Raw genomic sequence first — 22,798 nt, 5'->3', positions numbered from 1 at the left:
GGCTTCCGGCGTGTGCGGAGGGCTTTGCCGGGTCTTGACCGGTGAGACGGGCCGTGCAGCCTTGCTATCGTTCGACCCGTTGGCAGAAGATTGCCACCGAAGTTCGCCCCGACGCGTGGCGGAAGTGCGCCACCGCGTCAGGGGACGGGGCGGCGGGGGAAGGAAGCACATGCTCGACGCATTCACCGTGCTGGGCCTCGGGCGGCCCGACGGTCAGGTGTACGCCGCGCTGGTCGTCGCGCCGCAGTCGACCGCCCAGGAGTTGGCCGAACACTGCGGCCTGACCCTGGACCAGTGCCGGCAGGCGCTGGACCGGCTGGCCGAACAGGGCATGGCGACCCGTGCCCCGGTCGACCGGGAGCGCTACCTGGCGGTCGCCCCGGACGTCGCCATCGGCACCCTGATAGGCCACCGCGAGGCCGAACTGCGCTCCGCCCGCGCCGAGATGCACCGCCTGATGGACGCCTTCCGGGAGGCGTCGCGGTACACCGACCCCGCGCACTCGGTGGAGGTGCTCACCGGCAGCGAGGCGATCGCCCAGCGGCTGGAGCACCTGGTGGAGTCCGGCCAGTACCAGATCCGCGGCTTCGACTGCCCGCCGTACGTGCAGGACCCGACCGTGCAGCAGCCCCGGCAGCGGGCCAAGCTCAAGGCCGGGGTGCGGATCCGTACCGTCTTCGACAAGGAGGCGATCGCCTGGCCCGGACGGCTCGAGCAGGAGATCCTCACCGGCGTCGAGGACGGCGAGGAGGCCCGGGTGCGGCCGGTGCTGCCGATGAAGATGATGATGGCCGACGACAAGATGGCGATCATCCCGATCAGCGTCGGCGACAGCGTCCTGGACGCCGCGTACGTCATCCACCCGTCCGCCCTGCTCCAGGCCCTGGACGCGCTGTTCGAGGCCGAGTGGGAGCGGGCCGTGCCGCTGCAGACCGTGATCGGCGACGGCGACGGCCCCGGGCCGGACTCCGACCACCTGAAGCTGCTCGGGCTGCTCGCCGCCGGCCTCACCGACGAGTCGATCGCCCGCTCGCTCGGCTGGAGCGCCCGCACCACCCAGCGCCGCCTGCAGGGCCTGATGCGCGAACTCGGGGCCACCACCCGGTTCCAGGCCGGGATGGCGGCCCGCGAGCGCGGCTGGCTGTAGTCCGCTAGCTCCAGGGGAGCAGCGCGGCCCAGCGGCCGTCCGGGCCGCGCTCCAGCTTCTCCAGGCCCACCACGGCCGTCCGGTTCAGCCGGCCGTAGATGTGCGGGAACAGCACCCCCTCGGTGCTTCCGGGAGGCGGCCCGCCGATGGCCGCCTCCCACTTCACCATCGGCTCGACGAGCTTCTCCTCGATCAGCAGCGCCATCAGTGGGTCCGGGGCCTGGGGGAAGAACAGGTTAGCGACCGCCAGCACCGTGGTCTCGTCCGGTGAGCAGTGCAGGAAGCCCTCGGTGAGCAGCGAGGCGGCGGTGTACGGCCGGCCCGGGTCGCGCAGCCAGTCGTCCAGCGGGGCGAGATGGTAGATCATGTCTCTTTTGTACCGGAGTTGACGCCGCGTCGGGCGCGACCGCTCACAGCCCCGCCACCTTCGCCGACGCCGACACCTCGTACACCAGCGTGACGGTGCGCCGGCCGCCCGGCGGCATCGGCACCTCCCAGCGGGCGATGCCGTCGGCGTCCAGCTCATCCGGCGGCGGCGAGCAGCGCTCCTTGCGCAGCCGCACCTCCACCGCCGACACCTCGGAGACCGGGATCCGCTCGCGGACCGTCACCACCTGCTCGGCGTCCTCGCCCGGCGCGGAGAACCGCGACAGGTGCAGGCGCACGGTGCGGGTCAGCAGGGTGCGCTGGCCGCCCAGGCCGGCGCCCTCGCGGCGCTCCTCGGCCTCCCGGACCACCCGCAGGCCGTCCGTGGCGCCGAACGCCAGGCGCACCGGCGCGCCCGCCGCGGCGAACTCCAGCGTGCCCCGGCCCGTGTAGCCGGAGCCGCGCACCAGGTCCACCGGGCCGGCCAGCAGCGCGTGGCCCGAGGCGTTGCGGAACGACACCACCTCCGTCACCAGCTCCGACAGCTCCGGCGCCGCCGAGAACTCGCTGCGCGCCCCCGTCTCGAACACGCTCACCGGCACCCGGTGCGCCCGCCCGTCCGAGGGCACCGTGACCGGCTCCGCGGCCCGCAGCACCCGGACCTCGCCGCCGTCGTCCACGCCCGGCAGGCCAGGTTCCAGCGGGCCCGCGTCGGCGATCGCCTGCTCGCGCAGCTCCACCTCGACGGTCTTCTTCTCCTGCGCGGAGCGCTCCCGCAGCACCAGCCGGTCCTCCACCAGCGCCGGCGGCTCGCCCGCCAGTGCCGAACGCGCCGTGGACAGCGTCAGGGCGACGTTCGACCAGTCCTCGCCGGTGCGCTGCCACACCATCGCCTCGGTCTCCAACCGCAGCGTGCCGCCCACCAGTTCGGCCCGGTACGCCGGACGCCACAGCGCGCACGGCGTCAGATGCCCCACCCGGGCCAGGAACCGGCCCGGCTCGGCGCACTCCACCGACAGCTCCACGAACGCCAGCAGCTCGGCCGGCTCCTGCTCGGCCCGGGCCAGCGCCAGCTCGGCGTGCCCCTGGGCCGCCATCAGCTCCGACGCGCGCAGCCGCGAGGCCCGCAACTGCTCGCCGTACGACTCCCGTTCGGCGTCCACCCGGTCCAGCTCGCGCGACCAGCGGGCCTGCTCCAGTTCGCCGCTGCCCGCGCCCTCGCCGATCTCCCGCAGCAGGTCCGCCGCAAGCTGGCCGAGCAGCGCCAGGCGCGCCTCCAGCCGCTCCTGGCGGCGCGACTCCGCCAGGTACTCGCGCTCCAGCTGATGCACCCGGCGGCGCAGCGCCGAATCGTCCGGCCCCGGCTCCAGCGGCGGCCGCGGCTGCCAGGACCGCACCAGGCGGACGTCCAGCACCTTCGCCGCGCCGGTCGGCGCGCCGTCCCCGGCCAGCACCGCCGCGTGCAGCGAACGGTCCACCGCCAGCGCCGTCACCGGGCCCAGCCGCAGCCGGTGCACGCCCGGCCGGAGCTCCAGCTCCGCCGTCCGCTCCAGCTGCGCCCGGTCCTCCAGGCACGTCACCGCGGTCACCGGAAGGGGAAAAGTCTCCTCGTGCACGTTCAACTCCTCCGATTTCCGCCGACCACGGCCTTACCGGCCGGGATGCGGATCACATAACCGCCCGTCAGCTCCACCGAACCTCCCGGCGGCACCACCACCCGGCGGATCCGCGCCGAGGCGGGCACCCCGGGGGACGGCTCCGCGGGAGGCGACCAGCCCGGACGCTCCTCGATCCGCACCTCCGCGTCGCCCGACACCGGGACCCGCTCGCGGACCTCCACCGACGCCTCGTGCGGCAGCCGGTTCACCAACTCGATCCGCACACCGTGGTCCAGCACCGTCGTCGAGTTCAGCACCCCCGACGTCGACTCGCGCACCTCGCTGTGCCGCGCCACCCGCAGCTCCTCCGCCCGGCCCAGGCCCAACTCCCGCACCCCGCCCGGCGCCAGCGTCGGCAGCCCCGCCGTCAGCAGGAACTCGCCGTCCACCGACACCTCCACCGGGCCGGCCAGCAGCGCGTGCGCCGTCGCGTTCGACAGCTCCAGCACCGCGTACACCGCCTCCTCCACCGACGGCACGCACACGTAACCCGTGCGCACCCCCACCGGGAGTTCCGCCACCGCCACCGTGTGCCACACCCCGTCCGAGGGGACGTGCGCCGGGGCCTGCGCGTCGAAACGGTGGTCGAACGACCCCGCCGACAGGCGCGGTGGCGCACCGAACCGCGGCAGCGGCAACCGGCCCACCTCCTCCGCCCCGCGCAGTGCGCCGCCCGCCCCGGGCCGCGACGGCTCCGGGAACAGCCGGCCCCGGCGGAACGGCTCCTGCTCCGGGCCCGCCAGCACCAGCGCCGCGTAGTCCAGCTGGTCGGACGACGGGCGGAGGGCCGGTTCGGTGTCCGCCAGTGGGGCGGGGGCCGCGCCGTACGGCGCGCCGGGTGGTGGGGGAGCGGCGGCAGCCATCGGCATCGGGGCGGGCGGCGGGGCGAAACCCGGGGCGGCGGGAACGGGTGCGGTGTCCGCGCCACCTGCCGCGCCGCCTGCTGCTCCAGCTGCCGCTCCGCCGAAGCGCGGACGGCCTGCCAGCGTGCCACCCGGGCGGGGGGCCCGCTTCGCGGACGGCCCCGGCCCCGGCATCGGCGCGGACGCCGCGACCGGCGCCGCTCCCGGCGCCCTGGGCGGCTCCGGTTTCGACCGCTGCGCGTCCTGCCAGCCGTCGAACAGGCCCGCCAGGCCCGCCGGTTGCGTCCGCCACCCCGACGGCGCGGGCGCCGCCTGGCTGCGGCCGATCCGCAGCGAGCTCAGCCGCGGCAGCCCGCCCGGCCCGGCGAGGTCCGCCGTCGACAACGCCAGCCGCACCCCCGACCAGTCCTCGCCCGTCCGCTGCGCCACCGACGCCCGCAGCACCAGCCGTGCCGAACGCTCGCCCCGGCGGTGCGCCAGTTGGTACGTCGGCACCCAGACCGCCCCCGGGACGGTGTACTCCACCTCCAGCTCCACCGGGCCCTCGCCGCGCACCGTCAGGTCCGCGCACGCCCCCGACTCCACCCCGCCGGGCTGTTCGGCGCTGGAACGGGTGCTCGCGGCCGCCGCCGCCGTCCGGAAGGCGTGCTCCGCCAGTTGAAGCTCCAGGGCCAGCTCCACCGCGCGCTCCTGGAGTACCTCCAGCCGGGCGTCCACGAACTCCGCCAGCGCCAGCACCGCTTCCGCCGGGGCCCGGCGGTGCCCCTCGTCCCGGCGGCGCTGCGGCGGCACCACGCGCAGTGCCGACACCTCGGCGATTCGCTTGTCCAACCGCTCCTGACGCTCCTGCAGCAGCTCGACGCGCTGCCGGAGATCCGTCAACTCCCGTTCCCAAGCCGGGAGTTCGTCCTCGCCGCGGACGCGCGCCGGATACGCCGTGCGGGCCTCGGCGACCCGGCCGGTGCCCGACAGCACCCGCACCCGCAGCGACCCCTCCGCCGCCAGCAGCGGCAGCCCCGCCACCCGCACCCGGCCGTCCGCCGGCAGCACACCCGACGCGCGGCGCCGGCACACCGCACCCACCGCGTGCACCACCACCGAGTCCAGCCTCGACTCCCACACCGCCAGCTGCCCCGCCACCCCGCCCCCTTCGACCGCCGGCCCGAACCCCGGACCCGGGCGCCCAGTCTGCACCCAACCCCCGTCACAGCGCCCGGATTTCTGCTGCGCGTCGGCCAACCCGCGCCCGGCACAGGCCCGTGCGGGACAATGGCCCGACCAGCACCGCGACCAGGGAAACGGGACCCCGCCATGCGAACAGCCGCCGTCATCGGCACCGGACTGATCGGCACCTCCGCCGCGCTCGCCCTCACCCGTCGCGGCATAAGCGTGTATCTGGAGGACGCCGACCAGGACGCCGCCCGCACGGCCGCCTCGCTCGGCGCCGGCACCACCGAACTCCCCGACGGGCCCGTCGACCTGGCGATCATCGCCGTCCCCCCGACGCTCGTCGGCAAGGTCCTCGCGGACTGCCAGCGACGCGGCCTCGCCCGCTGCTACACCGACGTCGCCAGCGTCAAGGCCGGTCCGCGCGGCGAGATCACCGCGCTCGGCCTCGACACCGTCCACTACATCGGCTCGCACCCGATGGCCGGCCGCGAACGCTCCGGGCCGCTCGCCGCCACCGCCGACCTCTTCGAAGGCCGGCCCTGGGTGCTCACCCCCACCCCCGACACCGACACCGAGACGCTCAACGCCGCCCTCGAACTCGTCGCGCTGTGCGGGGCGATGCCCATCGTCATGGACGCCGCCGACCACGACCGGGCCGTCGCACTCGTCTCGCACGCGCCGCAGCTGCTGTCCTCGCTGGTCGCCGCGAGGCTGGAGCACGCCGAAGAGACCGCGGTGCGGCTGTCCGGGCAGGGCGTGCGCGACGTCACCCGGATCGCCGCCTCCAACCCCGCGATGTGGATCGACATCCTCTCCGCCAACGCGGGCGTCGTCGCCGACATCCTCGACGACCTCGCCACCGACCTCGCCACCACCGTCACCGCGCTCCGTGCCCTCCAGGGCACCGACGAGAACGCCCGCCGCGAGGGCGCCGCCGGCATCGAAGCCGTCATGCGACGCGGCAACACCGGCCAGGCCCGCATCCCCGGCAAGCACGGCGCACCGCCCACCCGCTACGAGACCGTCACCGTCGTCCTCGGCGACCAGCCCGGCGAACTCGGCCGCCTCTTCGGCGAGGTCGGCGCCCTCGGCGTCAACATCGAGGACGTCACCATCGAACACTCGACGGGCCAGCAGGTCGGCCACGTGCAACTGTCCGTCGCGCCGTCGGTGGTGCGGGCGCTGGTGGCGGGGCTGCGGGAGCGGGGGTGGGGGGTGCGGGACTGACGGGCTTCGCCGCGGCCCGGGGCTTGGGCGAGGGGGGCTCGGGCTGCGGGGAACTCGTTGCGGGGGGAGCGATGAGTTTCGGGGGTGGGGGTCGTCTGTAGGGGTGGGCGCCGGTGGGGCGTCTGTTCTGTGGACGGAGGGCTCTGCGATGAGCGGGACTGGCGGGCGGCTGGCAGTGGTGGACATGGCGGCGTGGGAGGCGGCGCGGCAGGAGTTGCTGGTGCGGGAGAAGGCGCACACGCGGGAGGCGGACGCGTTGGCGGCGGCGCGGCGGGGGTTGCCGATGGTGGAGGTGGACGGGGCGGCCGAGGTGGTGGGCGCCGGTGGGGCGGTCGCGTTCCGGGACTTGTTCGAGGGGCGTGACGAGCTGGTGGTGTACCAGCACATGTGGTACGACGGGGCGCCGTTCCAGGGGCAGTGCGAGGGCTGCACGATGGTGGCGTGGCACCTGGGGGACTCCGCGTACCTGAACGCCCGGGGGGTCTCGTTCGCGGTGCTGACCAGTGGCCCGTGGGCGGAGGTCGCCCCGTACGTGGAGTTCATGGAGTACACCCAGCCGTGGTTCTCCGTGCGTGACGCGCCCGCGCCGATCGGCGGTGACATGGGCCGGCTGATGAGTTTCCTGCGGGACGGCGACCGGGTGTTCCTCACCTACAGCACCACCGGCCGCGGCACCGAGCGGATCAACAGCTCGCTCGCGCTGCTCGACATGACGCCGTACGGCCGCCGGGAGGGCTGGGAGGACGTCCCGGAGGGGTGGCCGGAGGTGCCGGACGCGGGGTCGCCGGTGGGTGGGCACGGCGCGCCGATCGGCTGGTTCTGGCGAACGGACGCCGACGGGGTGGCGACCTGGGGCCCGACCGGGCGGCCGGTGCCGCAGTGGACCCGTCCGGGGGCGTCGCCGGTGGAGACCCTCGGTCGGGGCGGCCACTGCCACTGACGACGGTCGAGCCGGGGACGGGGCCGGGACGGGGCGGGGCGGGAGTCCATTAACCTTGAGGTGAGTTCTTGTGCCGTGAGAGAGAGGTTCGCCCCGTGGACAGTGTCGACCGAGCGTCGAACAGCCCGGTCGTCGTCGCCATCGACGGACCTTCGGGTTCCGGGAAGTCGACGGTGTCGCGGGCGGTGGCCGCACGGCTGGGCCTGAGCTTCCTCGACACCGGCGCGATGTACCGGGCGATGACCTGGTGGATGCTCGCCAACGAGGTGGACGTGGACGACCCGGAGGCGGTCGCGATCGCCTGCGCGAAGCCCGTCATCGTCTCCGGCACCGACGCCGCCGGGCCGACCATAACCGTGGACGGCCAGGACGTCTCGGCCCCGATCCGCGGCCCCGAGGTGACCGCCAAGGTCAGCGCGGTGGCCGCGGTTCCCGCGGTGCGGGCCCGGCTGGTGGAGCTGCAGCGCGGCTGCGCCTCGCACGCCGCCCGGGGCATCGTCGCCGAGGGCCGTGACATGGGCAGCGTGGTGTTCCCGGACGCCACCGTGAAGGTTTTCCTGACCGCCTCCGAGCAGGCCCGTTCGGCCCGCCGGGCCGCCGAGCTGCGCGCCAAGGGCCTGGACGAGGCGACCATCACCGCGATGGCCGCCGACCTGGCCCGCCGGGACGCCGCCGACTCCTCCCGCGAGACCGCCCCGCTGACCCGGGCCGCGGACGCGGAGCTGGTGGACACCAGCGAACTCACCCTGGACCAGGTGATCGGCGCGATCATCGCCCTGGTCGAGGACCGGGCCGGCCTGACCGCCGCCTGATCCCCAACACCCCCTTTTAACGATCCGACCGCGCGAGATCCGCGCGGTTCGCGCTGCCCGCCGGGCAGGTACGCACGGTCCGCCCCTGGGAAGGGCCGGGCCGGGAAATGGAAGACGGAAACATGAGCAACGACACGACCGCCCAGCACGGCGAGCTCGGCGACGCCGAGTACGCCGAGTTCATGGCGCTCGCCGCCGAAGAGGGCTTCGACATCGGCGAGGTCGACGCCGAGCTGGACGGCCACGGCCCGCTGCCGGTGCTGGCGATCGTCGGCCGCCCGAACGTCGGCAAGTCCACCCTGGTCAACCGCATCATCGGCCGCCGCGAGGCGGTCGTCGAGGACCGCCCCGGCGTGACCCGTGACCGGGTCAGCTACGAGGCGATGTGGGCCGGCCGTCGGTTCAAGGTGCTGGACACCGGTGGCTGGGAGATCGACGTCCTCGGCATCGACGCGATGGTCGCGGGGCAGGCCGAGCTCGGCATCGAGCAGGCCGACGCGGTGCTGTTCGTGGTGGACGCCACCGTCGGCGCCACCGACACCGACGACGCGCTGGTCAAGCTGATCCGCCGGGCCGGCAAGCCCGTGGTGCTGTGCGCAAACAAGGTCGACGGCCCGTCCACCGAGGCCGAGGCCGCGTACCTGTGGTCGCTGGGCCTGGGTGAGCCGTACCCCGTCTCCGCCCTGCACGGTCGCGGCTCCGGCGACCTGCTGGACGCCGTGCTGAAGGTGCTCCCGGAGGCCCCGCCGCAGCTGTTCGGCGACGGCCAGGCTCCTGGCGGCCCGCGCCGCGTCGCGCTGATCGGCCGGCCCAACGTCGGCAAGTCCAGCCTGCTGAACAAGGTCGCCGGCGAGGACCGCGTGGTCGTCAACGAGCTGGCCGGCACCACCCGTGACCCGGTCGACGAGATGATCGAGCTCGGCGGCAAGACCTGGAAGTTCATCGACACCGCCGGTATCCGCCGCCGTGTCCACCTGACCTCGGGCGCGGACTTCTACGCCTCGCTGCGGACCTCCGCCGCGCTGGACAAGGCCGAGGTCGCGGTCGTCCTGGTCGACGCCAGCGAGACCCTCACCGAGCAGGACACCCGGATCATCTCGATGGCCGTCGAGGCCGGGCGCGCCGTCGTCGTCGCCTACAACAAGTGGGACCAGCTCGACGAGGAGCGCCGCTTCTACCTGGAGCGCGAGATCGAGCGCGACCTGGTGCAGGTCCAGTGGGCGCCCCGGGTGAACGTTTCGGCGAAGACCGGACGCCACATGGAGAAGCTCGTCCCCGCGATCGAGACCGCGCTGGCCGGCTGGGAGACCCGCATCACGACCGCCCGCCTGAACGCCTTCCTGGGCGAGCTGGTCGCCGCGCACCCGCACCCGATCCGCGGCGGCAAGCAGCCGCGCGTGCTGTTCGGCACCCAGGCAGGCACCCGCCCGCCGCGGTTCGTGCTGTTCGCCTCCGGCTTCCTGGAGGCCGGCTACCGCCGCTTCATCGAGCGCCGCCTGCGCGAGGAGTTCGGCTTCGAGGGCACCCCGATCTCGATCTCGGTCCGGGTGCGCGAGAAGCGCAAGAAGAAGTAGTAGTAGCGGACGCCGACACGGCTGTGGGCCGCGGACACCGGTGAGGTGTTTCGCGGCCCACAGCCGTTTTTCGTGCGCCCGTCAGGCGTCCCGGCCCGGGGGCAGTGACAGCACCGAGCGGTGCCGCCCGCCTGCCGGGCCGGCCGCCGGGCCGGCCGCCGTCGGGGCCGCGGGGACGGCGGCGGGGGCCGGGGGCGCGGCGGGCTGCGGGGACGGGCCGAGGTAGCCGGACGCCACCCAGCCCTGGCCGTTCCCCTGCGCGCCGGACGGCTGCGCGGGCAGGAACTGTGGCGCGGCCTGGGCCTGCGGCCCGGCGTACGGCTCGAAGGACTGGTGCTGCTGCGGGTACGCGGCGGGCTCACGCCGCTCGGCCGCCACCTCGCGCGGCGGCTGCTGGTCGCGGACCGCGAAGCCGGCGAAGCGCAGCCCCTCCTCGCCGGAGCGGTCGCCCGGCAGGGCACGGAACATCCGCCGGTACTCGGAGTACAGCGAGTCGTAGATCGGGGTGGCCGACACCGGGTGCTCCGCGTCGTACGACGGGCGCATGCCGGGGATCGACCGGCTGGCGGGGGAGGACGGACGGCCGGCGGAGGCGAGGTCGTAGCTGTACACGTAGGAGCCAACGAGCGAGACCGGCTTGGGATGCGGGGGCGCCGCCCCCAGTCCCAGTCGCAGGGCGGCCTGTCCGGTCGGCAGGGCGGCCTGTCCGGTCGGCAGGACCGGCCGAACAGGTTCTATGGCCGGACGGCCGCCCCGGACGTGCTCAACCTCGGCCGCGGTGGCCGGGGTTGACGCGCGGTCGGACGATCCGGTGGCGGCCGGGTCGTTCACGGGGTCGGTCATCGGTGCGCCCCCGCTCAGGTGCCGGCCAGCGGCAGCATGCCCGCGGCCAGCACGCCGCGGGCGGCGGCGCGGTCCAGGGCGATGCGCAGCAGGTCCTCGCGGGGCTGGCGGCCGACCGCGCCGGCCGGCACCGCGAACATGATCACCTCGGACTTGCGGGCCGCCGCGGCCCGCCACGCCGGGGTGACCTGCAGCGCCTGGTGGGCCTGCCACCAGGCGGCCGAGCCGCCGGTCGCCGAGGGCTGCAGGATCGCGTGCAGCTGCCCCATCGCCATCAGCACCGACCAGCCGGCCCGCGGCCGGGCGGGTGCCCGGTTGACGTCCGGGATCAGCTGGAAGCCGTGCTCGGTCAGCAGCGTCAGGAACTCGTCCTCGCCGCTGGTGCTGCCCGGCCGTCCGACCGGCCCGGTCGGCTCGATCGCCAGCGCGGCCTGCTGGGTGTCGCCGCACAGCACGATTCCGCAGGTCACGCCGAGCACGGCGGGCTGCGACCGGCCGACCGTCGCGGTGTTGATCGGCTCCGGGACGGTCACCAGGGCGACCGGCTGGGGCTGGGAGGGGTGGGGCTGGGAGAGCTGGGGCTGGGAGAGGTGGGGATGCGAGGGCTGTGGCGGTACGGGCGCCGTCGGCTGGGGGGTGGGGGCCGCCCCGCCCTGGCTGATCGAGGCGACGGCGCCGCGCAGCTGCTGCTCGTCCACCGGCACCACCTGGGACGGGATGCAGCGGGCGTGCGCGAAGGCCAGCACCGCGGTCTCGTCGCCGACGAACAGGACCGTGCTGGTGGGTTCGCGCAGCGAGTCGCCCGGTTGTCGGCAGGAGGTGCAGTCGTAGGCGTCCGGGGCGTGCGCTCCGGCCAGCAGGCCCTCGGCCTCTTCGTCGCCGATTTCGGCGCGTACGTCCTCGCTCACCTGAAGCATGCGCGGCACAAAGACTCCTCGTTTCGCCCTGACGTTCTGTGTGCGCCCGGTGGGACATTCCGGGTGCGCGGCGCGGGGCGCGCCGACCGCCATTACCAACGGGAGGTTGTGGCTGGGGTCACGGGTCGGCGTGCGGACGACGAGATTTGCGTGGCTTATGACTGCCCTGTGTACGCGGGACGTCGCTATCTGTCGACGCTGTGCCCGACCTCACACCGGTCAAACTGTGACCGGGACCATATCCGCATATGGAATGACCTTCGGAAATACGGACAAAGCGGACATTTCGCCTTCGTTTACTTGATCAATACCCCCGGTAACCCCTCATTGACCTGGGAGAACCCGAAACTGTTTGGCGCGCCGTGAAGCGGCTCGTAGGTTCATGGCCGGTGCAACGAGCACCTCCCGGGTTCACCCCCGACGCAACGGTCCGCTCCGGCTCACCCCGGAACCGGACCCTGCGCCACCGGCGCGACGGCAGCCAGCCGCCGCCGGGGATGCGGACAGGTGGCCGGGGCGGCAAGCGGCACGTCCGACACGTGCACGGCCGCCCACCGGACTTGGCGAGCGAACACGGCCCTGCACAGGGTCTGGTTCCGCCTGCCCATCCCGGGGATGTCGAGAGGGATCTCATGACTTTCCGTAACGAGACTGCCGCTGCCACCACCACCGTCTCCAAGCGCAACCGCGTCCGCGCGGCTGTCGTCGGTGGCGCGCTGCTCGCCGCGCCGGTGGCCGGCCTCGTCACGGCCAACTCGGCCTCCGCCGCCGACGTTGCCACCTGGGACAAGGTCGCTCAGTGCGAGTCCAGTGGCAACTGGTCGATCAACACCGGCAACGGCTTCTACGGTGGCCTGCAGTTCACCTCCTCCACCTGGGCCGCGTTCGGTGGCACCGCGTACGCCGCGCAGGCCAACCTGGCCACCAAGGCGCAGCAGATCTCCGTCGCCGAGAAGGTGCTCGCCTCCCAGGGCCCCGGCGCCTGGCCGGTGTGCTCCGTCAAGGCCGGTCTGACCAAGGGCGGCGCGCCGGCCCAGGTCGACACCTCTGCCGGTTCCTCCTCGACCTCGACCTCCACCTCGTCGAACACCGCGAAGTCGACCTCGTCGAACACCGCGAAGTCGACCTCGTCGAACACCGCGAAGTCGAACACCGCCGCCGCGGACAACTCCGCGAAGGCCTCCCGCTCCGAGACCCGCGCCCAGGCCCCCAAGGCCCAGCAGAGCGCCCCCGCGAAGCAGGACGCCCCGAAGCAGACCTGGAAGAACAAGTCCGGCGCTGCTGCCAACACCTACACCGTCAAGTCCGGTGACACCCTGTCCAAGATCGCCGCCGGCCTCGGCGTCGACTGGCACGCGCTGTACAACAACAACACCGGTGTCGTCGGCGGCAACCCGGACCTGATCCTCCCCGGCCAGGTCCTGTCCGTCTGAGACACCCCCGGAAGCCCCTCCGCTTCCACCGGGATCCGCTGATCCCCTCCTGTCGGCGTGAAGCCGCCACCCTGCCTGTCGCGGGGTGGCGGCTTCCGCCGTTCGCGGATGCTGTTACGGGTGGGCGATGGCCGCGAGGACGCCCGGTGCCACCGTGTCGGGAAGCGCGGCGGACGGGAAGCGGCGCAGCAGCGCGGCCCGCACCGCGTCCGGGGGGACGGGTTTGCCGAGTTCGGTCTCGAAGGCACGCAGGTAGTCGCCCGTCCAGACGACCGGATCGGGAACGTGGTCCGGGACCGGGGTGGTGAGGTGGCGGTGGCCCGGGACGGTGCGCTGCGGTTCGAGGGCGGCGATCTCGTCCAGCAGCGCGATCCAGGCGGTGCGCTCGGCGGCGTGCGGGGTGTCGGCGAGCCGCGGGTGGACGTTCAGCCACAGCAGCGGGCCGCCGAACAGGGTCCGGCTGCGGTGCTCCCACACGTAGTGCCGGTCCGGCAGGCCGAGGGACGCGCCGCGCAACTCCAGCCGGTGATCCTCCAGCTCCACCGCGTCCTCGGCCAGCGGCTCCAACCCGACCAGCCGGGTGGGGAGTTCCGCCCCCAGGCCGGCCCACGCGGCGCGCACCGCGACGTGATCGCGTTCGATCCGGGCCAGGACGGGCGCCGGGGAGAGGAACCGGGCCTCCGGGAACTCGTCGCGCAGCACCTCCGCCGCGAGCCAGTACTCCGGCGCGAAGTCCGGCACCAGCACGGCGCTCAGCCGCCGCCCCGAGGACGTGACCTCCCGGGCCAGCCGCCGACCGTCCGCCAGCCGCAGCCCCGTACCGATCAGCACCGCCCGGTACTGCCCGAGCACCAGCATCGCCACCTGGTGCGACGACTCCTCGGGAAGATCCACCGCCCGGAACTCCAGGGGATGCATCGCGCCTCCTCCGCCAACCGGCAACACCCTCCACCCCCAGGGTCGGACGGGACGGGGGTCGGCGCATGTGGGGCGACGGGTGGGCGGCGGGGCGGATCTGAGGGGATCGGGTCCCGGAGGGGGACGGGGGCCGGCCGTTCTGGGGTGGTGGTGAGGCGGGGACCGGAGGGTGGGGCTGGGGCAGAGGGCGCCGGACGGGACGGGGGCCGGCGCATGTGGGGCGACGGGTCTTGGGGCGGGGTGGGGCGGCCGGGGGAGGTGCGGTTGGGCCGGGGTGGGGCGGCCGGGGGAGGTGCGGTTGGGCCGGGGTGGGGCGGCCGGGGGAGGTGCGGTTGGGCCGGGGTGGGGCCGGCCGGGGGAGGTGCGGTCGGCCGGGAGGGGGCCGGGGTGCGGGTGGGAACATGGAGGGATGAGTGGTGGCGAGGTGTTCGCCGGGGAGCTGTTCGGGCGTGAGCGGGAGGAGCCGGCGCCCGGGGTGGTGCTGGTGCCGGGGTGGCTGGGGACGGGGGAGCAGCGGGAGCTGGTCGCGGCGTGCCGGGAGTGGGCGCGGCCACCGGCCGGGATGCGGACGGTGACGCTGCCGACCGGCGGGGTGATGTCGGTGCGGACGGTGTGCCTGGGCTGGCACTGGTATCCGTACGGATACGCACGAACCGTGGTGGACGGGGACGGCGCGCCGGTGAAGGCGTTCCCGCCGCTGCTGGGGGAGCTGGCCCGGCGGGCGGTCGCGGAGGCGTACGGCGACGGCGCCGGCGGGATCGCGGGCGCGGCGGGCTTCGCGCCGGACGTGGCGCTGGTCAACCACTACCCGCACGGCGCGAAAATGGGCCTGCACCGGGATCGCGAGGAGCGGGTGGACGCGCCCGTGGTGTCGCTGTCGCTGGGTGACAGCTGCGTGTTCCGGCTCGGCAACACCGAGACCAGGACCCGCCCCTGGACGGATCTGGAGCTGCGCAGCGGCGATCTGCTGGTGTTCGGCGGCCCGATGCGGTTCGCGTACCACGGCGTGGTGCGGACGCTGCCGGGGACCGCCGACCCGGACCTCGGGCTGGTGGGGCGGCTGAACATCACGGTGCGGCAGTCCGGCCTGGAGTAGCACGGGCCCTGGCGTGCGGTCGTGGAGTGGCACGGGCCGTGGCCTGCCGGTCCTTGCGTGTGCCGCGTGCCGGTCGTGGAGTGGCGCGGGCCGTGGCCTGCCGGTCCTTGCGTGTGCCGCGTGCCGGAGGGCGGGAATGCCCGGCGGGCGCGGAGACTTGTGTTGGACGGAACAGGCGTCCGGCGGCACACCCAGCCCCGCCCGGCCGCCCGGAGAGGGAGCGACACACATGGGAACCCCCGTCGACCAGCTCGTCGACCTGCTCGACCTGGAGCGGATCGAGCTGAACATCTTTCGCGGCCGCAGCCCCGAGGAGGCGCTGCAGCGCACCTTCGGCGGGCAGGTCGCCGGCCAGGCGCTGGTCGCGGCGGGCCGTACGGTGGACGAGGACCGGCCGGTGCACTCGCTGCACTCCTACTTCCTGCGCCCCGGCATCCCCGGTGTCCCGATCGTCTACCAGGTGGACCGGATCCGGGACGGACGCTCCTTCACCACCCGCCGGGTGCTGGCCATCCAGGACGGGCGGTCGATCTTCGCGCTGACCGCGGACTTCCACAAGCCCGAGCCCGGTGGCATAGAACACCAGTTCCCGATGCCGGACGTCCCCGCCCCCGAGGACCTGCCGAGCGCGCTGGACGAGGTCGGCTCCCGGCTCGGCGAACTGCCGCCGTTCATCAGCCGCCGCCAGCCCTTCGACATCCGCTACGTCGACCGGCTCAGGTGGAGCCGCGAGGAACTCGACGGCGTCGAGGCCCGCAGCGGCGTCTGGCTGAGGACCAACGGCCCGCTCCCCGACGACCCGCTGATCCACGTCTGCGCGCTCACCTACGCCAGCGACATGACACTGCTGGACGCCGTTCGCGCGCCCGTCGAACCCCTGTGGGGAGAACGGAACTTCGACATGGCCTCGCTCGATCACGCGATGTGGTTCCACCGCCCGTTCCGGGCCGACGACTGGCTGCTGTACCAACAGGAGTCGCCGATCGCGCACGGCGCGCGCGGCCTGGCCCGCGGCGAAATCTACAACCGGGAGGGGCAGTTGGTGGTCTCCGTGATGCAGGAGGGCCTGTTCCGCCCGCTCGCCGGGCGCTGACCCTTCCGCCAGTCGTCCGGGCCCGTCCCGGGCCCGTCCCGGGCCCGTCCCAGACCCGTCCCGGACCCGTCCCGGACCCGTCCCGGACCCGTTCCAGACTCGTCCAGCCGAAACAAGTGCACGAACCAGAGCACCACTTGGAGGCAGTCCGATGACCGACACCGCAGCCGAGGCGTGGCAGCACTGGACGGAGTCCCGGAGCGCCGCGGTGAGCGCCCCGCACGGCCCGCTGGCGCTGACCGGCACCCACTGGTTGGAGCCCGAACCGGCGAAGCTGCCCGGCCTGCCCGGCACCTGGTGGGCCGAGAACGGCACCGTGTGCGCCGAACTCGCCGCCGGGGACGGCGTCCGACTCGAAGGCGAGCAGCAGGAGGCGACCGGCCGGGTCGCGCTGCGCCCCGACACCGACCCGGGCGCGCAGATCGCCGTGCTGGACGCGCTGCGCCTGGTCCCGATCGAGCGCGAGGGCGAACTCGCCCTCCGCGTCTTCGACCCCGACGCGCCGCGCCGGGCCGCGTACGCCGGGATCTCGGTCTTCCCGTACGCGCCCGACTGGGCCGTGCCCGCCGTGTTCACCCCCTTCGAGAGCGGCGCGCAGGACTTGATGGTGGAGAACGCCGATGGCCGGTCCCGTCCGATGACGGTCGCCGGCCAGGTCGCGTTCATGCTGGCCGGTCAGGAGTTCACCCTGACCGTCAGCGGCTCCGGGGGCCCGCTGAGCGGTGTCATCGCGGACGGCACCAGCGGCCGGGAGACCTATCGGTTCCGGTTCATCACGCTGCCCGCGCCGGACGCCGACGGGCACACGGTGCTCGACTTCAACCGGGCGTTCCTGCCGCCGTGCGCCTTCTCCGACCACTTCATCTGCCCGTTCCCGCCGCCCGGCAACCGGCTCAACATCTCGGTCGAGGCGGGCGAGCGGCAGGCCGTCACGGTCTGATTTTCTTCTCCGGCTGCCCGTTTTGCAGCCCGTGTTCCTGCCCGTGTTCCTGCCCGGCCCCGGCGTGACTGCCGGGGCCGGGGTGCGTTCGGGGCCTTAGGCTCAGGGCCTCAGGTCCAGGGCCTCAGGTAAGGGCGGCGGCCAGGAGAGCGGCCGTTTCGGCGATCAGTGGCTCGTCGGGGGTGGCGGTGGGGGTGCCGTCGGGGGTGCCGTCGGGGGTGTCGGCCTTCGTGGTGAGGACGGCGAGGAGGATCGGGGCGCGTCCCGGCGGCCGGGCGAGGCCGATGTCGTTGGCGGTGCCGTACGAGCCGGTGCCGGTCTTGTCGGCGAGGGTCCAGGTGGGCGGCAGTCCGGCGCGCAGGCGGTTGGCGCCCGTGGTGTTGGCGAGCAGCCAGCCGGTGAGCAGCTCGCGATCGGCCGGGTCGAGGGCGTCGCCGAGGGTGAGACGGGCGTAGCTGCGGGTGAGGGCGTGCGGGCTGCTGGTGTCGGTGGTGCGGCCGGGCTCGGCGGAGTTCAGCGCGGGCTCCCAGCGGTCGAGCCGGGTGACGCGGTCGCCCAGGGACCGGCAGAAGCGGGTGACGGCGGACGGCCCGCCGAGCAGGCGCAGCAGCAGGTTGGCGGCGGCGTTGTCGCTGAACTCGATTGCAGCCGCGCACAGTTCGGCGACCGTCAGCCCGGTCGCGAGGTTCTCCGGCCGGCCGGCGACCGGCGCGTAGCCCGCCTCGGTGACGTCGTCCCGGGTGTACCGCACCCGCTGCCCGAGGTCGTGGCCGCTTCGCAGGACCGCGCCCACCGCGAGTGTCTTGAACGTCGAGCACATCGGGAACAGCTCGTCCGCCCGGTACCGGATCGCCGCGCCCGACCCCGTGTCGTACCCGAACACCCCGAGCCGCGCGCCGTGTTCACGTTCCAGCGTCCGGAGTCGGTCGGTCAGTGCGTCCTCCGCCGGCTTCGTTTCGGCGGTTCTTCCGGCGGCCTTCGCGCCGGTTCTTCCGGCGGCGCTTTCGGCGGCCGGTAGGACGGTGGCGAGGGCTGCTGCGGCGGCCGTGGCGGCCGTGAGCAGGTGGCGGCGGGCGGGGCGCGGGTGCACGGGGTGCTCCCTCCGGTCGGCGGCTCTCGTCCGGGTTCTGCCCGTTCTGTGGCGGGCGCCCACCTGGAGGGGTCTGCCGGCGGGTTGGGCTGACTGATGTCATGTGCATGGCAGCGTGTTCGGGATCGGACAGGCGAGTTGGGGCCAGCTCGGAAGCCTTCCGGGCAGGCGGTCGGGCGACGAGAGTAGTCACTGCCGCCAGGGAGAACCGGCCGGGCGGCCAACCGGAGGGCGCGTCAACCGCGGGACGCCTCGACGGAGCTCACCAAACCCATTGCCATATACGACAGTTGAGGAAGATTCACGATGCTTCGCACTCGCCTCGCCAAGGCCGCCGCGGTCCTGCTCGCCCTGGGCGCCCTGATCACCGCCCCCGCCGCCCTGGCCGCCGCCGACTCCGCTCCCGCTGCCCGCACCGCCGTCGCCGACGGCCCGATTGACGGCAGCCTCGGCTGGGGTAGCTGACCCGGCGGAGACCGCCTGGACCGGTCTGTGTCGCCGATCCGGTCGCACTCGGTGAGGGCCTTGGTGTCCGCTGGGCGCAAGCCCGCCCCGAGGAGCGCCCCGAGCGCGTGACTGACCGTGCCGACCTCCTGCTCCACCTGCTCCACCTGCTCCACCTGCTCGACCCCTGGCCTGGCGCCGGGACGCCGCCGCCCGGGCCTGCTCCACCCGGCCACCGGGCCTCGTCGGCCCTGCTGCCCTGCCGATTTTGACGGCCCCGCCAGCTCTGCCAGCCCTGCCGGCTCTGTGCCGGCGCAACCTCCTCGACGCCCCCGACCCGCAGTCGGCCGGCCGCTGACGCAGCGGCACCGAGGCTCGTTTCCCCGCGCCGCCGGACCGCTGGCCCTGCAGGACAGCTGTCCGGACAGACTACCCAACCCCCTTTCGCCGCAAGGGGATTCGTCATGCCCTCGAAGGCCGCCAAGACCTCGAAGTTCGCCCGGTTCGCCCTCGCTGCCGCCATCGCGGTCTCCGGATCGGTCGCCGCGACCGCCGTCACGGTCGCCACCGCGGCCACCGCCCAGGCCGCGTCCTCCGTGGACGGCCAGATCAACCGCAGCGAGGTCATCCAGCGCGCCCAGTACTGGTACGGCAAGTCGATCGCCTACGACCAGGGCGGCTCGTACGGCGACTCCTCCGGCCGCAGCTACCGCACCGACTGCTCGGGTTACGTCTCGATGGCCTGGCACCTGGGTTCCAGCCTGAGCACCCAGACCCTGCCGGGCGTCGCCACCGAGATCTCGCGCGCCGACCTCAAGCCGGGCGACATCCTCAACAGCTTCTACGACCACGTCATCCTGTTCGAGAAGTGGGACGACTCCGCGCACACCACCTTCTCCTACTACTCCTTCGGCTCCACCCCGGTGAAGCACCGCACCGGCATCTCCATCAACGCCGCGACCTTCGACTCCCACCCCAACGGCGACTACAAGGCCCTGCGCTACAACAAGATCGTCGACGACCCGACTGTTGTTTCGGCCAACAACGGCAGTGGTGGTCGGGTGGCCACGGGTGTGCACGCCGACGGCCGGCTGGAGGTCTTCGCGACGATGGCCGACGGTTCGGTGATGAACGAGGTGGAGACCAGCCCGGGCGGTGCCTGGTCCGGCTGGTACGGCTTCGCTCTGGCGGGGGCGGCGAAGAGCGTCACCACCGATGTGCACGCCGACGGCCGGGTGGAGGTGTTCGCGGTGACGCCGAACGGCGGGATGACCAACCGGGTCGAGACCGCTGCGAACGGCGCGTGGTCCGGGTGGAACGGCTTCGGCCCGGCCGGCACCGTGACCAACGCCGCGACGGCGCGGCACGCCGACGGCCGGCTTGAGGTCTTCACCGTCATGAACGACGGCTCGATCACGAACGAGGCCGAGACCGCCCCGGGTGGCGCCTGGTCGGCGTGGAACGCTTTCGCCTCGTACGGCACGGCCAAGGGCGACGGTTCCCCGGGCGCGCTGGCCACCGGTGTGCACGCCGACGGCCGGGTGGAGGTGTTCGCGGTGACGCCGAACGGTGGGATGACCAACCGGGTGGAGACCAACGCGAACGGTGCGTGGTCCGGGTGGAACGGCTTCGGCCCGGCCGGCACCATCACCGCCGCCGCGACGGCGCGGCACGCCGACGGCCGGCTTGAGGCGTTCACCGTCATGAACGACGGCTCGATCATGAACGAGGTGGAGACCAGCGCGAACGGTGCCTGGTCCGCGTGGAGCGCCTTCGCGTCCTACGGCACCGCCAAGTCCTGACCGTCCCCCCGCGCCATCAGCGCTCTCGCCCGAAGGCCGCCCCGAAAGTCGGGGTGGCCTTCGGGCTGCTTGGCGGGCCTGGTTCGGGAATTTCTTGCTCGGCCGTACAGCTTCTTGCTTGCCCGAGCAATTGAGAGTAGCTTTTTGCTCGGGCGAGCAAGGGCTGGCTCGGGCGAGCAGAGAGGGGTGCTCCGTGGGGCGCACGTTCACCGAATCGGCGCGGCGTCGGCAGATCGTCGAGGCGGCCATCGAAGTGATCGCCGATGCGGGGTACGCCAAGGCCTCGTTCGCGCGGATCGCCAAGCACGCGGGGCTGAGCAGCACGGGGATGATCTCGTACCACTTCAAGGGCAAGGACGATCTGCTGCGCGAGGTGGTCGCCGAGGTGATGCAGGTCTCCGAGGCGTACATGCGCCCGCGGATCGAGGCGGCGGTGGGCCCGCGGGAGCGCCTGCGGGCGTACATCGAGTCCAACGTCGAGCTGGCGGCCGCGCATCCGCGGGAGCTGGCCGCGCTGGTAGAGATCCTGAACGGTCAGGGCGATGACACGGAGGGCCAGTTCGCGGCAGGGCGCCGGGCGGTGATGGACCTTCAGGAGTACATCGTCCGCGCTGCCCAGGCCGACGGCGAGTACGGCCCGTTCGACGCGAGGGTGCTGGTGACGGCGATCCGCGGGGCGATCGACGCGGTCCTGGTCCGCGTGCTGCGCGAGCCGGAGATGGATGTGGCCGCCAGCGCACGGGAGTTGGCCGACCTGTTCGACCGGGCGGTGCGTCCGGCCGAGGTCTGCATGGAAGCGCATCGGGTGCCGGGGGAGGACACATGAACGAGCGACGGCCGGAATCGGTGGGGCAGGACGTGACGGGGGTCGGCATGACGCTGGCAGGGACGACGGGGGCGGGCATGGCAGGGACTGGCTTGGCTGGAACGGGCTTGGTGGGGGCGGGCGTTGAGGCCGGCGCGGGTGCGGCCGACGGGGGTGCGGCCGGCGTGGGCGTCGTCGGTGGGGGTGCGGCCGAGTTGCCGCGGACGGCGGACGGGCAGGTGGACTGGGCGGCGCTGGCGGGTGACGACTCGACGCCGCAGCAGCGGGCGGCGCGCGGGTGGCGGCAGGCGGCCAAGGCGCTGGTGTTCGAGCTGGCGATCCCGCTGGGCGGGTACTACACGCTGCTCGGGCAGGGCGCGGGCCAGTGGCTGGCGATCACGCTGAGCAGCCTGGCCGCGCTGCCGTGGTTGCTCTACGGGCTGGTGCGCAACCGCCGGCTGGATCCGATGCCGGTGTTCACCCTGCTGCTGATCGCGGTGAGCACGCTGCTGTCGGCGGTGACGGGCAGCCCCAGGGTGCTGATGGTGCGCGACAGTTGGGTGTTCGGCGTGATCGGCGTGTGGGTGCTGGGCAGTCTGCTGACCCGCCGCCCGTTCATGTACGGCGCGGCCCGGGCGGTCGTCGCCGCCAAGATCGGCCCGGCGGGCGCCGATGCCTGGATCGGCCAGTGGGACTACGACCCGGCCTTTCGGCGCCACATCCGCCTGCTGACGGTGATGTGGGGCACGGGCTTCGCCCTGGACGCCCTGATCCGGGTCGGGTTCGCGCTGACCCTGCCGCTCGGCGCGGTGCCGCTGGTGAACGCGCTGCAGTGGCTGGTCGTGCTGGGCGGGATGATCGGCTTCCACACCTGGTACGTGAAGCGGAACGGGCTGCTGGTCTGAGTCGCTTGCTGGGCGCGGCGGTTCCGGTGCGGAGGTGCCGGGTTCGCCGCGGCCGTCGTGGTGTGTTGTGGTGCGTCGGCGCGGGGTCGGCGCCTGGCGGTGCGTTTCGGCGTGTGTCGGCGTGTGTCGGCGGGCGGTGGCAGGATCGGCGGTGTGATCGCTGTCGAGGATGTCATCGAGCGGGCCGGCCCGGAGGGCGTCCTGCCGCTGCTCTCCCTGGGCGAGTTCTTCGCGGGCAACACGGTCGAGGACTCGCTGGCACCGAACCAGTGGGGCTACGGGCGGCCGTCGTTGGCCGAGTTGGCCGCCGGTCTGGCCCGGATCGCGGACCAGCCGGAGGTGGCCTGGGTGCGGGTACAACTCCACCCGGAGACACTGGACTTGGCAGAGCTGCTGGCCGAGGCCGTCGCCGTTTGCACCAGCGCGGACGCCGCGATCTGCGAGTCCTGGGCGGCGGGTTGGGAGTCCAGCGGCGTGGTGAACGGCCTGGTCGACGAGTATCTGGACGTTCCTCCGGTGCCCGTCGGCATGGCGATCCGCTCGATCGTCTGGGACTGACGATCCACTAACTCGCGCTACCGAAAAGCGCGTTGAGCCGTCCAACAGAAAATGCGGGTGACGTCGGAGACCGGACGCCCCTAGACTCGGCTCGCCGAAAGACGCCCGGGCCGGATGGCCGGCCGGGGCACACCGTGATGTGGAGAGGGAGGGGCCAGCCGTGCGTACCGCCGCTGTTGTCGTTCCCCCGTCGCGGT

The 22,798-nt window shown here is 73.6% G+C and carries 22 protein-coding genes; 15 read left to right on the top strand and 7 right to left on the bottom strand.

Features of this window, described 5'->3' with window-relative positions; genetic code table 11:
• Window positions 1-169: 169 nt before the first annotated feature.
• A complete protein-coding gene (locus tag ACFYS8_RS06835; RefSeq protein ID WP_387636700.1) occupies window positions 170-1,147 on the top strand; it encodes a helix-turn-helix domain-containing protein in 978 nt (325 codons plus the stop codon).
• A gap of 4 nt (window positions 1,148-1,151) precedes the next feature.
• Here ACFYS8_RS06835 and ACFYS8_RS06830 read toward each other — a convergent pair whose 3' ends face one another.
• From ACFYS8_RS06830 to ACFYS8_RS06820, 3 genes are read right to left on the bottom strand one after another with little or no spacing between them, the layout of a single operon-like run.
• The gene (locus ACFYS8_RS06830; RefSeq protein WP_387636698.1) at window positions 1,152-1,514 is read right to left on the bottom strand and encodes a DUF952 domain-containing protein; all 363 of its coding nucleotides are present in this window, start codon (window positions 1,512-1,514) and stop codon (window positions 1,152-1,154) included.
• 43 nt (window positions 1,515-1,557) lie between these two features.
• A complete protein-coding gene (locus tag ACFYS8_RS06825; RefSeq protein ID WP_387636695.1) occupies window positions 1,558-3,135 on the bottom strand; it encodes a mucoidy inhibitor MuiA family protein in 1,578 nt (525 codons plus the stop codon).
• Window positions 3,132-5,174: a DUF4139 domain-containing protein gene (locus tag ACFYS8_RS06820; protein ID WP_387636693.1), complete on the bottom strand. Its 2,043-nt coding sequence runs from the start codon at window positions 5,172-5,174 to the stop codon at window positions 3,132-3,134. The genes ACFYS8_RS06825 and ACFYS8_RS06820 overlap by 4 nt, the downstream gene beginning before the upstream one ends.
• Before the next feature lie 171 nt (window positions 5,175-5,345).
• Between ACFYS8_RS06820 and ACFYS8_RS06815 the strand changes: the two genes are divergently transcribed.
• The 4 genes from ACFYS8_RS06815 to der all read left to right on the top strand — a co-directional run bounded on the left by ACFYS8_RS06815 (window position 5,346) and on the right by der (window position 9,757).
• A complete protein-coding gene (locus tag ACFYS8_RS06815) occupies window positions 5,346-6,431 on the top strand; it encodes a prephenate dehydrogenase (RefSeq protein WP_387636691.1) in 1,086 nt (361 codons plus the stop codon).
• 148 nt (window positions 6,432-6,579) lie between these two features.
• On the top strand, window positions 6,580-7,371 hold the full coding sequence (locus ACFYS8_RS06810; RefSeq protein ID WP_387636689.1) for a DUF899 family protein: 792 nt from the start codon (window positions 6,580-6,582) through the stop codon (window positions 7,369-7,371).
• A gap of 95 nt (window positions 7,372-7,466) precedes the next feature.
• A complete protein-coding gene (cmk, locus tag ACFYS8_RS06805; RefSeq protein WP_387636687.1) occupies window positions 7,467-8,183 on the top strand; it encodes a (d)CMP kinase in 717 nt (238 codons plus the stop codon).
• Window positions 8,184-8,305: 122 nt separating this feature from the next.
• Window positions 8,306-9,757, top strand: coding sequence for a ribosome biogenesis GTPase Der (gene der / locus ACFYS8_RS06800; protein WP_387636684.1), 1,452 nt, complete (start codon window positions 8,306-8,308; stop codon window positions 9,755-9,757).
• An 81-nt stretch (window positions 9,758-9,838) separates the two neighbouring features.
• On the opposite strand, the gene ACFYS8_RS06795 is transcribed toward der, so the two are convergent.
• Window positions 9,839-10,600, bottom strand: a complete 762-nt coding sequence (locus ACFYS8_RS06795; protein ID WP_387636682.1) for a hypothetical protein — start codon at window positions 10,598-10,600, stop codon at window positions 9,839-9,841.
• A gap of 14 nt (window positions 10,601-10,614) precedes the next feature.
• Window positions 10,615-11,517: a hypothetical protein gene (locus tag ACFYS8_RS06790; protein ID WP_387636679.1), complete on the bottom strand. Its 903-nt coding sequence runs from the start codon at window positions 11,515-11,517 to the stop codon at window positions 10,615-10,617.
• A gap of 632 nt (window positions 11,518-12,149) precedes the next feature.
• Between ACFYS8_RS06790 and ACFYS8_RS06785 the strand changes: the two genes are divergently transcribed.
• Window positions 12,150-12,950: a transglycosylase family protein gene (locus ACFYS8_RS06785; RefSeq protein WP_387636677.1), complete on the top strand. Its 801-nt coding sequence runs from the start codon at window positions 12,150-12,152 to the stop codon at window positions 12,948-12,950.
• A gap of 114 nt (window positions 12,951-13,064) precedes the next feature.
• Here ACFYS8_RS06785 and ACFYS8_RS06780 read toward each other — a convergent pair whose 3' ends face one another.
• Complete coding sequence (locus ACFYS8_RS06780) at window positions 13,065-13,868, bottom strand: MBL fold metallo-hydrolase (RefSeq protein WP_387636675.1); 804 nt, start codon at window positions 13,866-13,868, stop codon at window positions 13,065-13,067.
• 409 nt (window positions 13,869-14,277) lie between these two features.
• Here ACFYS8_RS06780 and ACFYS8_RS06775 point away from each other — a divergent pair, with 409 nt between their 5' ends.
• From ACFYS8_RS06775 to ACFYS8_RS06765, 3 genes are all read left to right on the top strand, one after another.
• Window positions 14,278-14,964, top strand: coding sequence for an alpha-ketoglutarate-dependent dioxygenase AlkB family protein (locus ACFYS8_RS06775; protein WP_387636672.1), 687 nt, complete (start codon window positions 14,278-14,280; stop codon window positions 14,962-14,964).
• 229 nt (window positions 14,965-15,193) lie between these two features.
• Window positions 15,194-16,057, top strand: coding sequence for an acyl-CoA thioesterase II (gene tesB, locus ACFYS8_RS06770; protein ID WP_387636670.1), 864 nt, complete (start codon window positions 15,194-15,196; stop codon window positions 16,055-16,057).
• Between the two features lie 151 nt (window positions 16,058-16,208).
• Window positions 16,209-16,997, top strand: a complete 789-nt coding sequence (locus tag ACFYS8_RS06765) for a DUF1684 domain-containing protein (RefSeq protein WP_387636667.1) — start codon at window positions 16,209-16,211, stop codon at window positions 16,995-16,997.
• 124 nt (window positions 16,998-17,121) lie between these two features.
• Here ACFYS8_RS06765 and bla read toward each other — a convergent pair whose 3' ends face one another.
• Window positions 17,122-18,087 (bottom strand): class A beta-lactamase, encoded by a 966-nt coding sequence (gene bla / locus ACFYS8_RS06760; protein WP_387636664.1) that lies wholly within the window; start codon window positions 18,085-18,087, stop codon window positions 17,122-17,124.
• A gap of 306 nt (window positions 18,088-18,393) precedes the next feature.
• On the opposite strand from bla, the gene ACFYS8_RS06755 reads away from it, so the two are divergent.
• The 6 genes from ACFYS8_RS06755 to ACFYS8_RS06730 all read left to right on the top strand — a co-directional run bounded on the left by ACFYS8_RS06755 (window position 18,394) and on the right by ACFYS8_RS06730 (window position 22,601).
• Window positions 18,394-18,552 carry a hypothetical protein gene (locus ACFYS8_RS06755; RefSeq protein WP_387636662.1) on the top strand — a complete coding sequence of 53 codons (159 nt, stop codon included), beginning with the start codon at window positions 18,394-18,396 and terminating at the stop codon, window positions 18,550-18,552.
• A 107-nt stretch (window positions 18,553-18,659) separates the two neighbouring features.
• Window positions 18,660-18,803 carry a hypothetical protein gene (locus ACFYS8_RS06750; RefSeq protein WP_387636660.1) on the top strand — a complete coding sequence of 48 codons (144 nt, stop codon included), beginning with the start codon at window positions 18,660-18,662 and terminating at the stop codon, window positions 18,801-18,803.
• A 192-nt stretch (window positions 18,804-18,995) separates the two neighbouring features.
• Complete coding sequence (locus ACFYS8_RS06745; protein WP_387636657.1) at window positions 18,996-20,333, top strand: hypothetical protein; 1,338 nt, start codon at window positions 18,996-18,998, stop codon at window positions 20,331-20,333.
• 118 nt (window positions 20,334-20,451) lie between these two features.
• Window positions 20,452-21,159, top strand: coding sequence for a TetR/AcrR family transcriptional regulator (locus tag ACFYS8_RS06740; protein ID WP_387636654.1), 708 nt, complete (start codon window positions 20,452-20,454; stop codon window positions 21,157-21,159).
• A 110-nt stretch (window positions 21,160-21,269) separates the two neighbouring features.
• The gene (locus ACFYS8_RS06735) at window positions 21,270-22,043 is read left to right on the top strand and encodes a VC0807 family protein (protein ID WP_387636652.1); all 774 of its coding nucleotides are present in this window, start codon (window positions 21,270-21,272) and stop codon (window positions 22,041-22,043) included.
• A 153-nt stretch (window positions 22,044-22,196) separates the two neighbouring features.
• Window positions 22,197-22,601: a hypothetical protein gene (locus ACFYS8_RS06730; RefSeq protein ID WP_387636649.1), complete on the top strand. Its 405-nt coding sequence runs from the start codon at window positions 22,197-22,199 to the stop codon at window positions 22,599-22,601.
• Window positions 22,602-22,798: the final 197 nt, after the last annotated feature.

Source organism: Kitasatospora sp. NPDC004615, from assembly GCF_042873545.1.
In the GTDB taxonomy this organism is placed as follows: domain Bacteria; phylum Actinomycetota; class Actinomycetes; order Streptomycetales; family Streptomycetaceae; genus Kitasatospora.
Note: the sequence above shows the minus strand (reverse complement) of the source record. Positions and strands in the feature narration are given on the sequence as shown.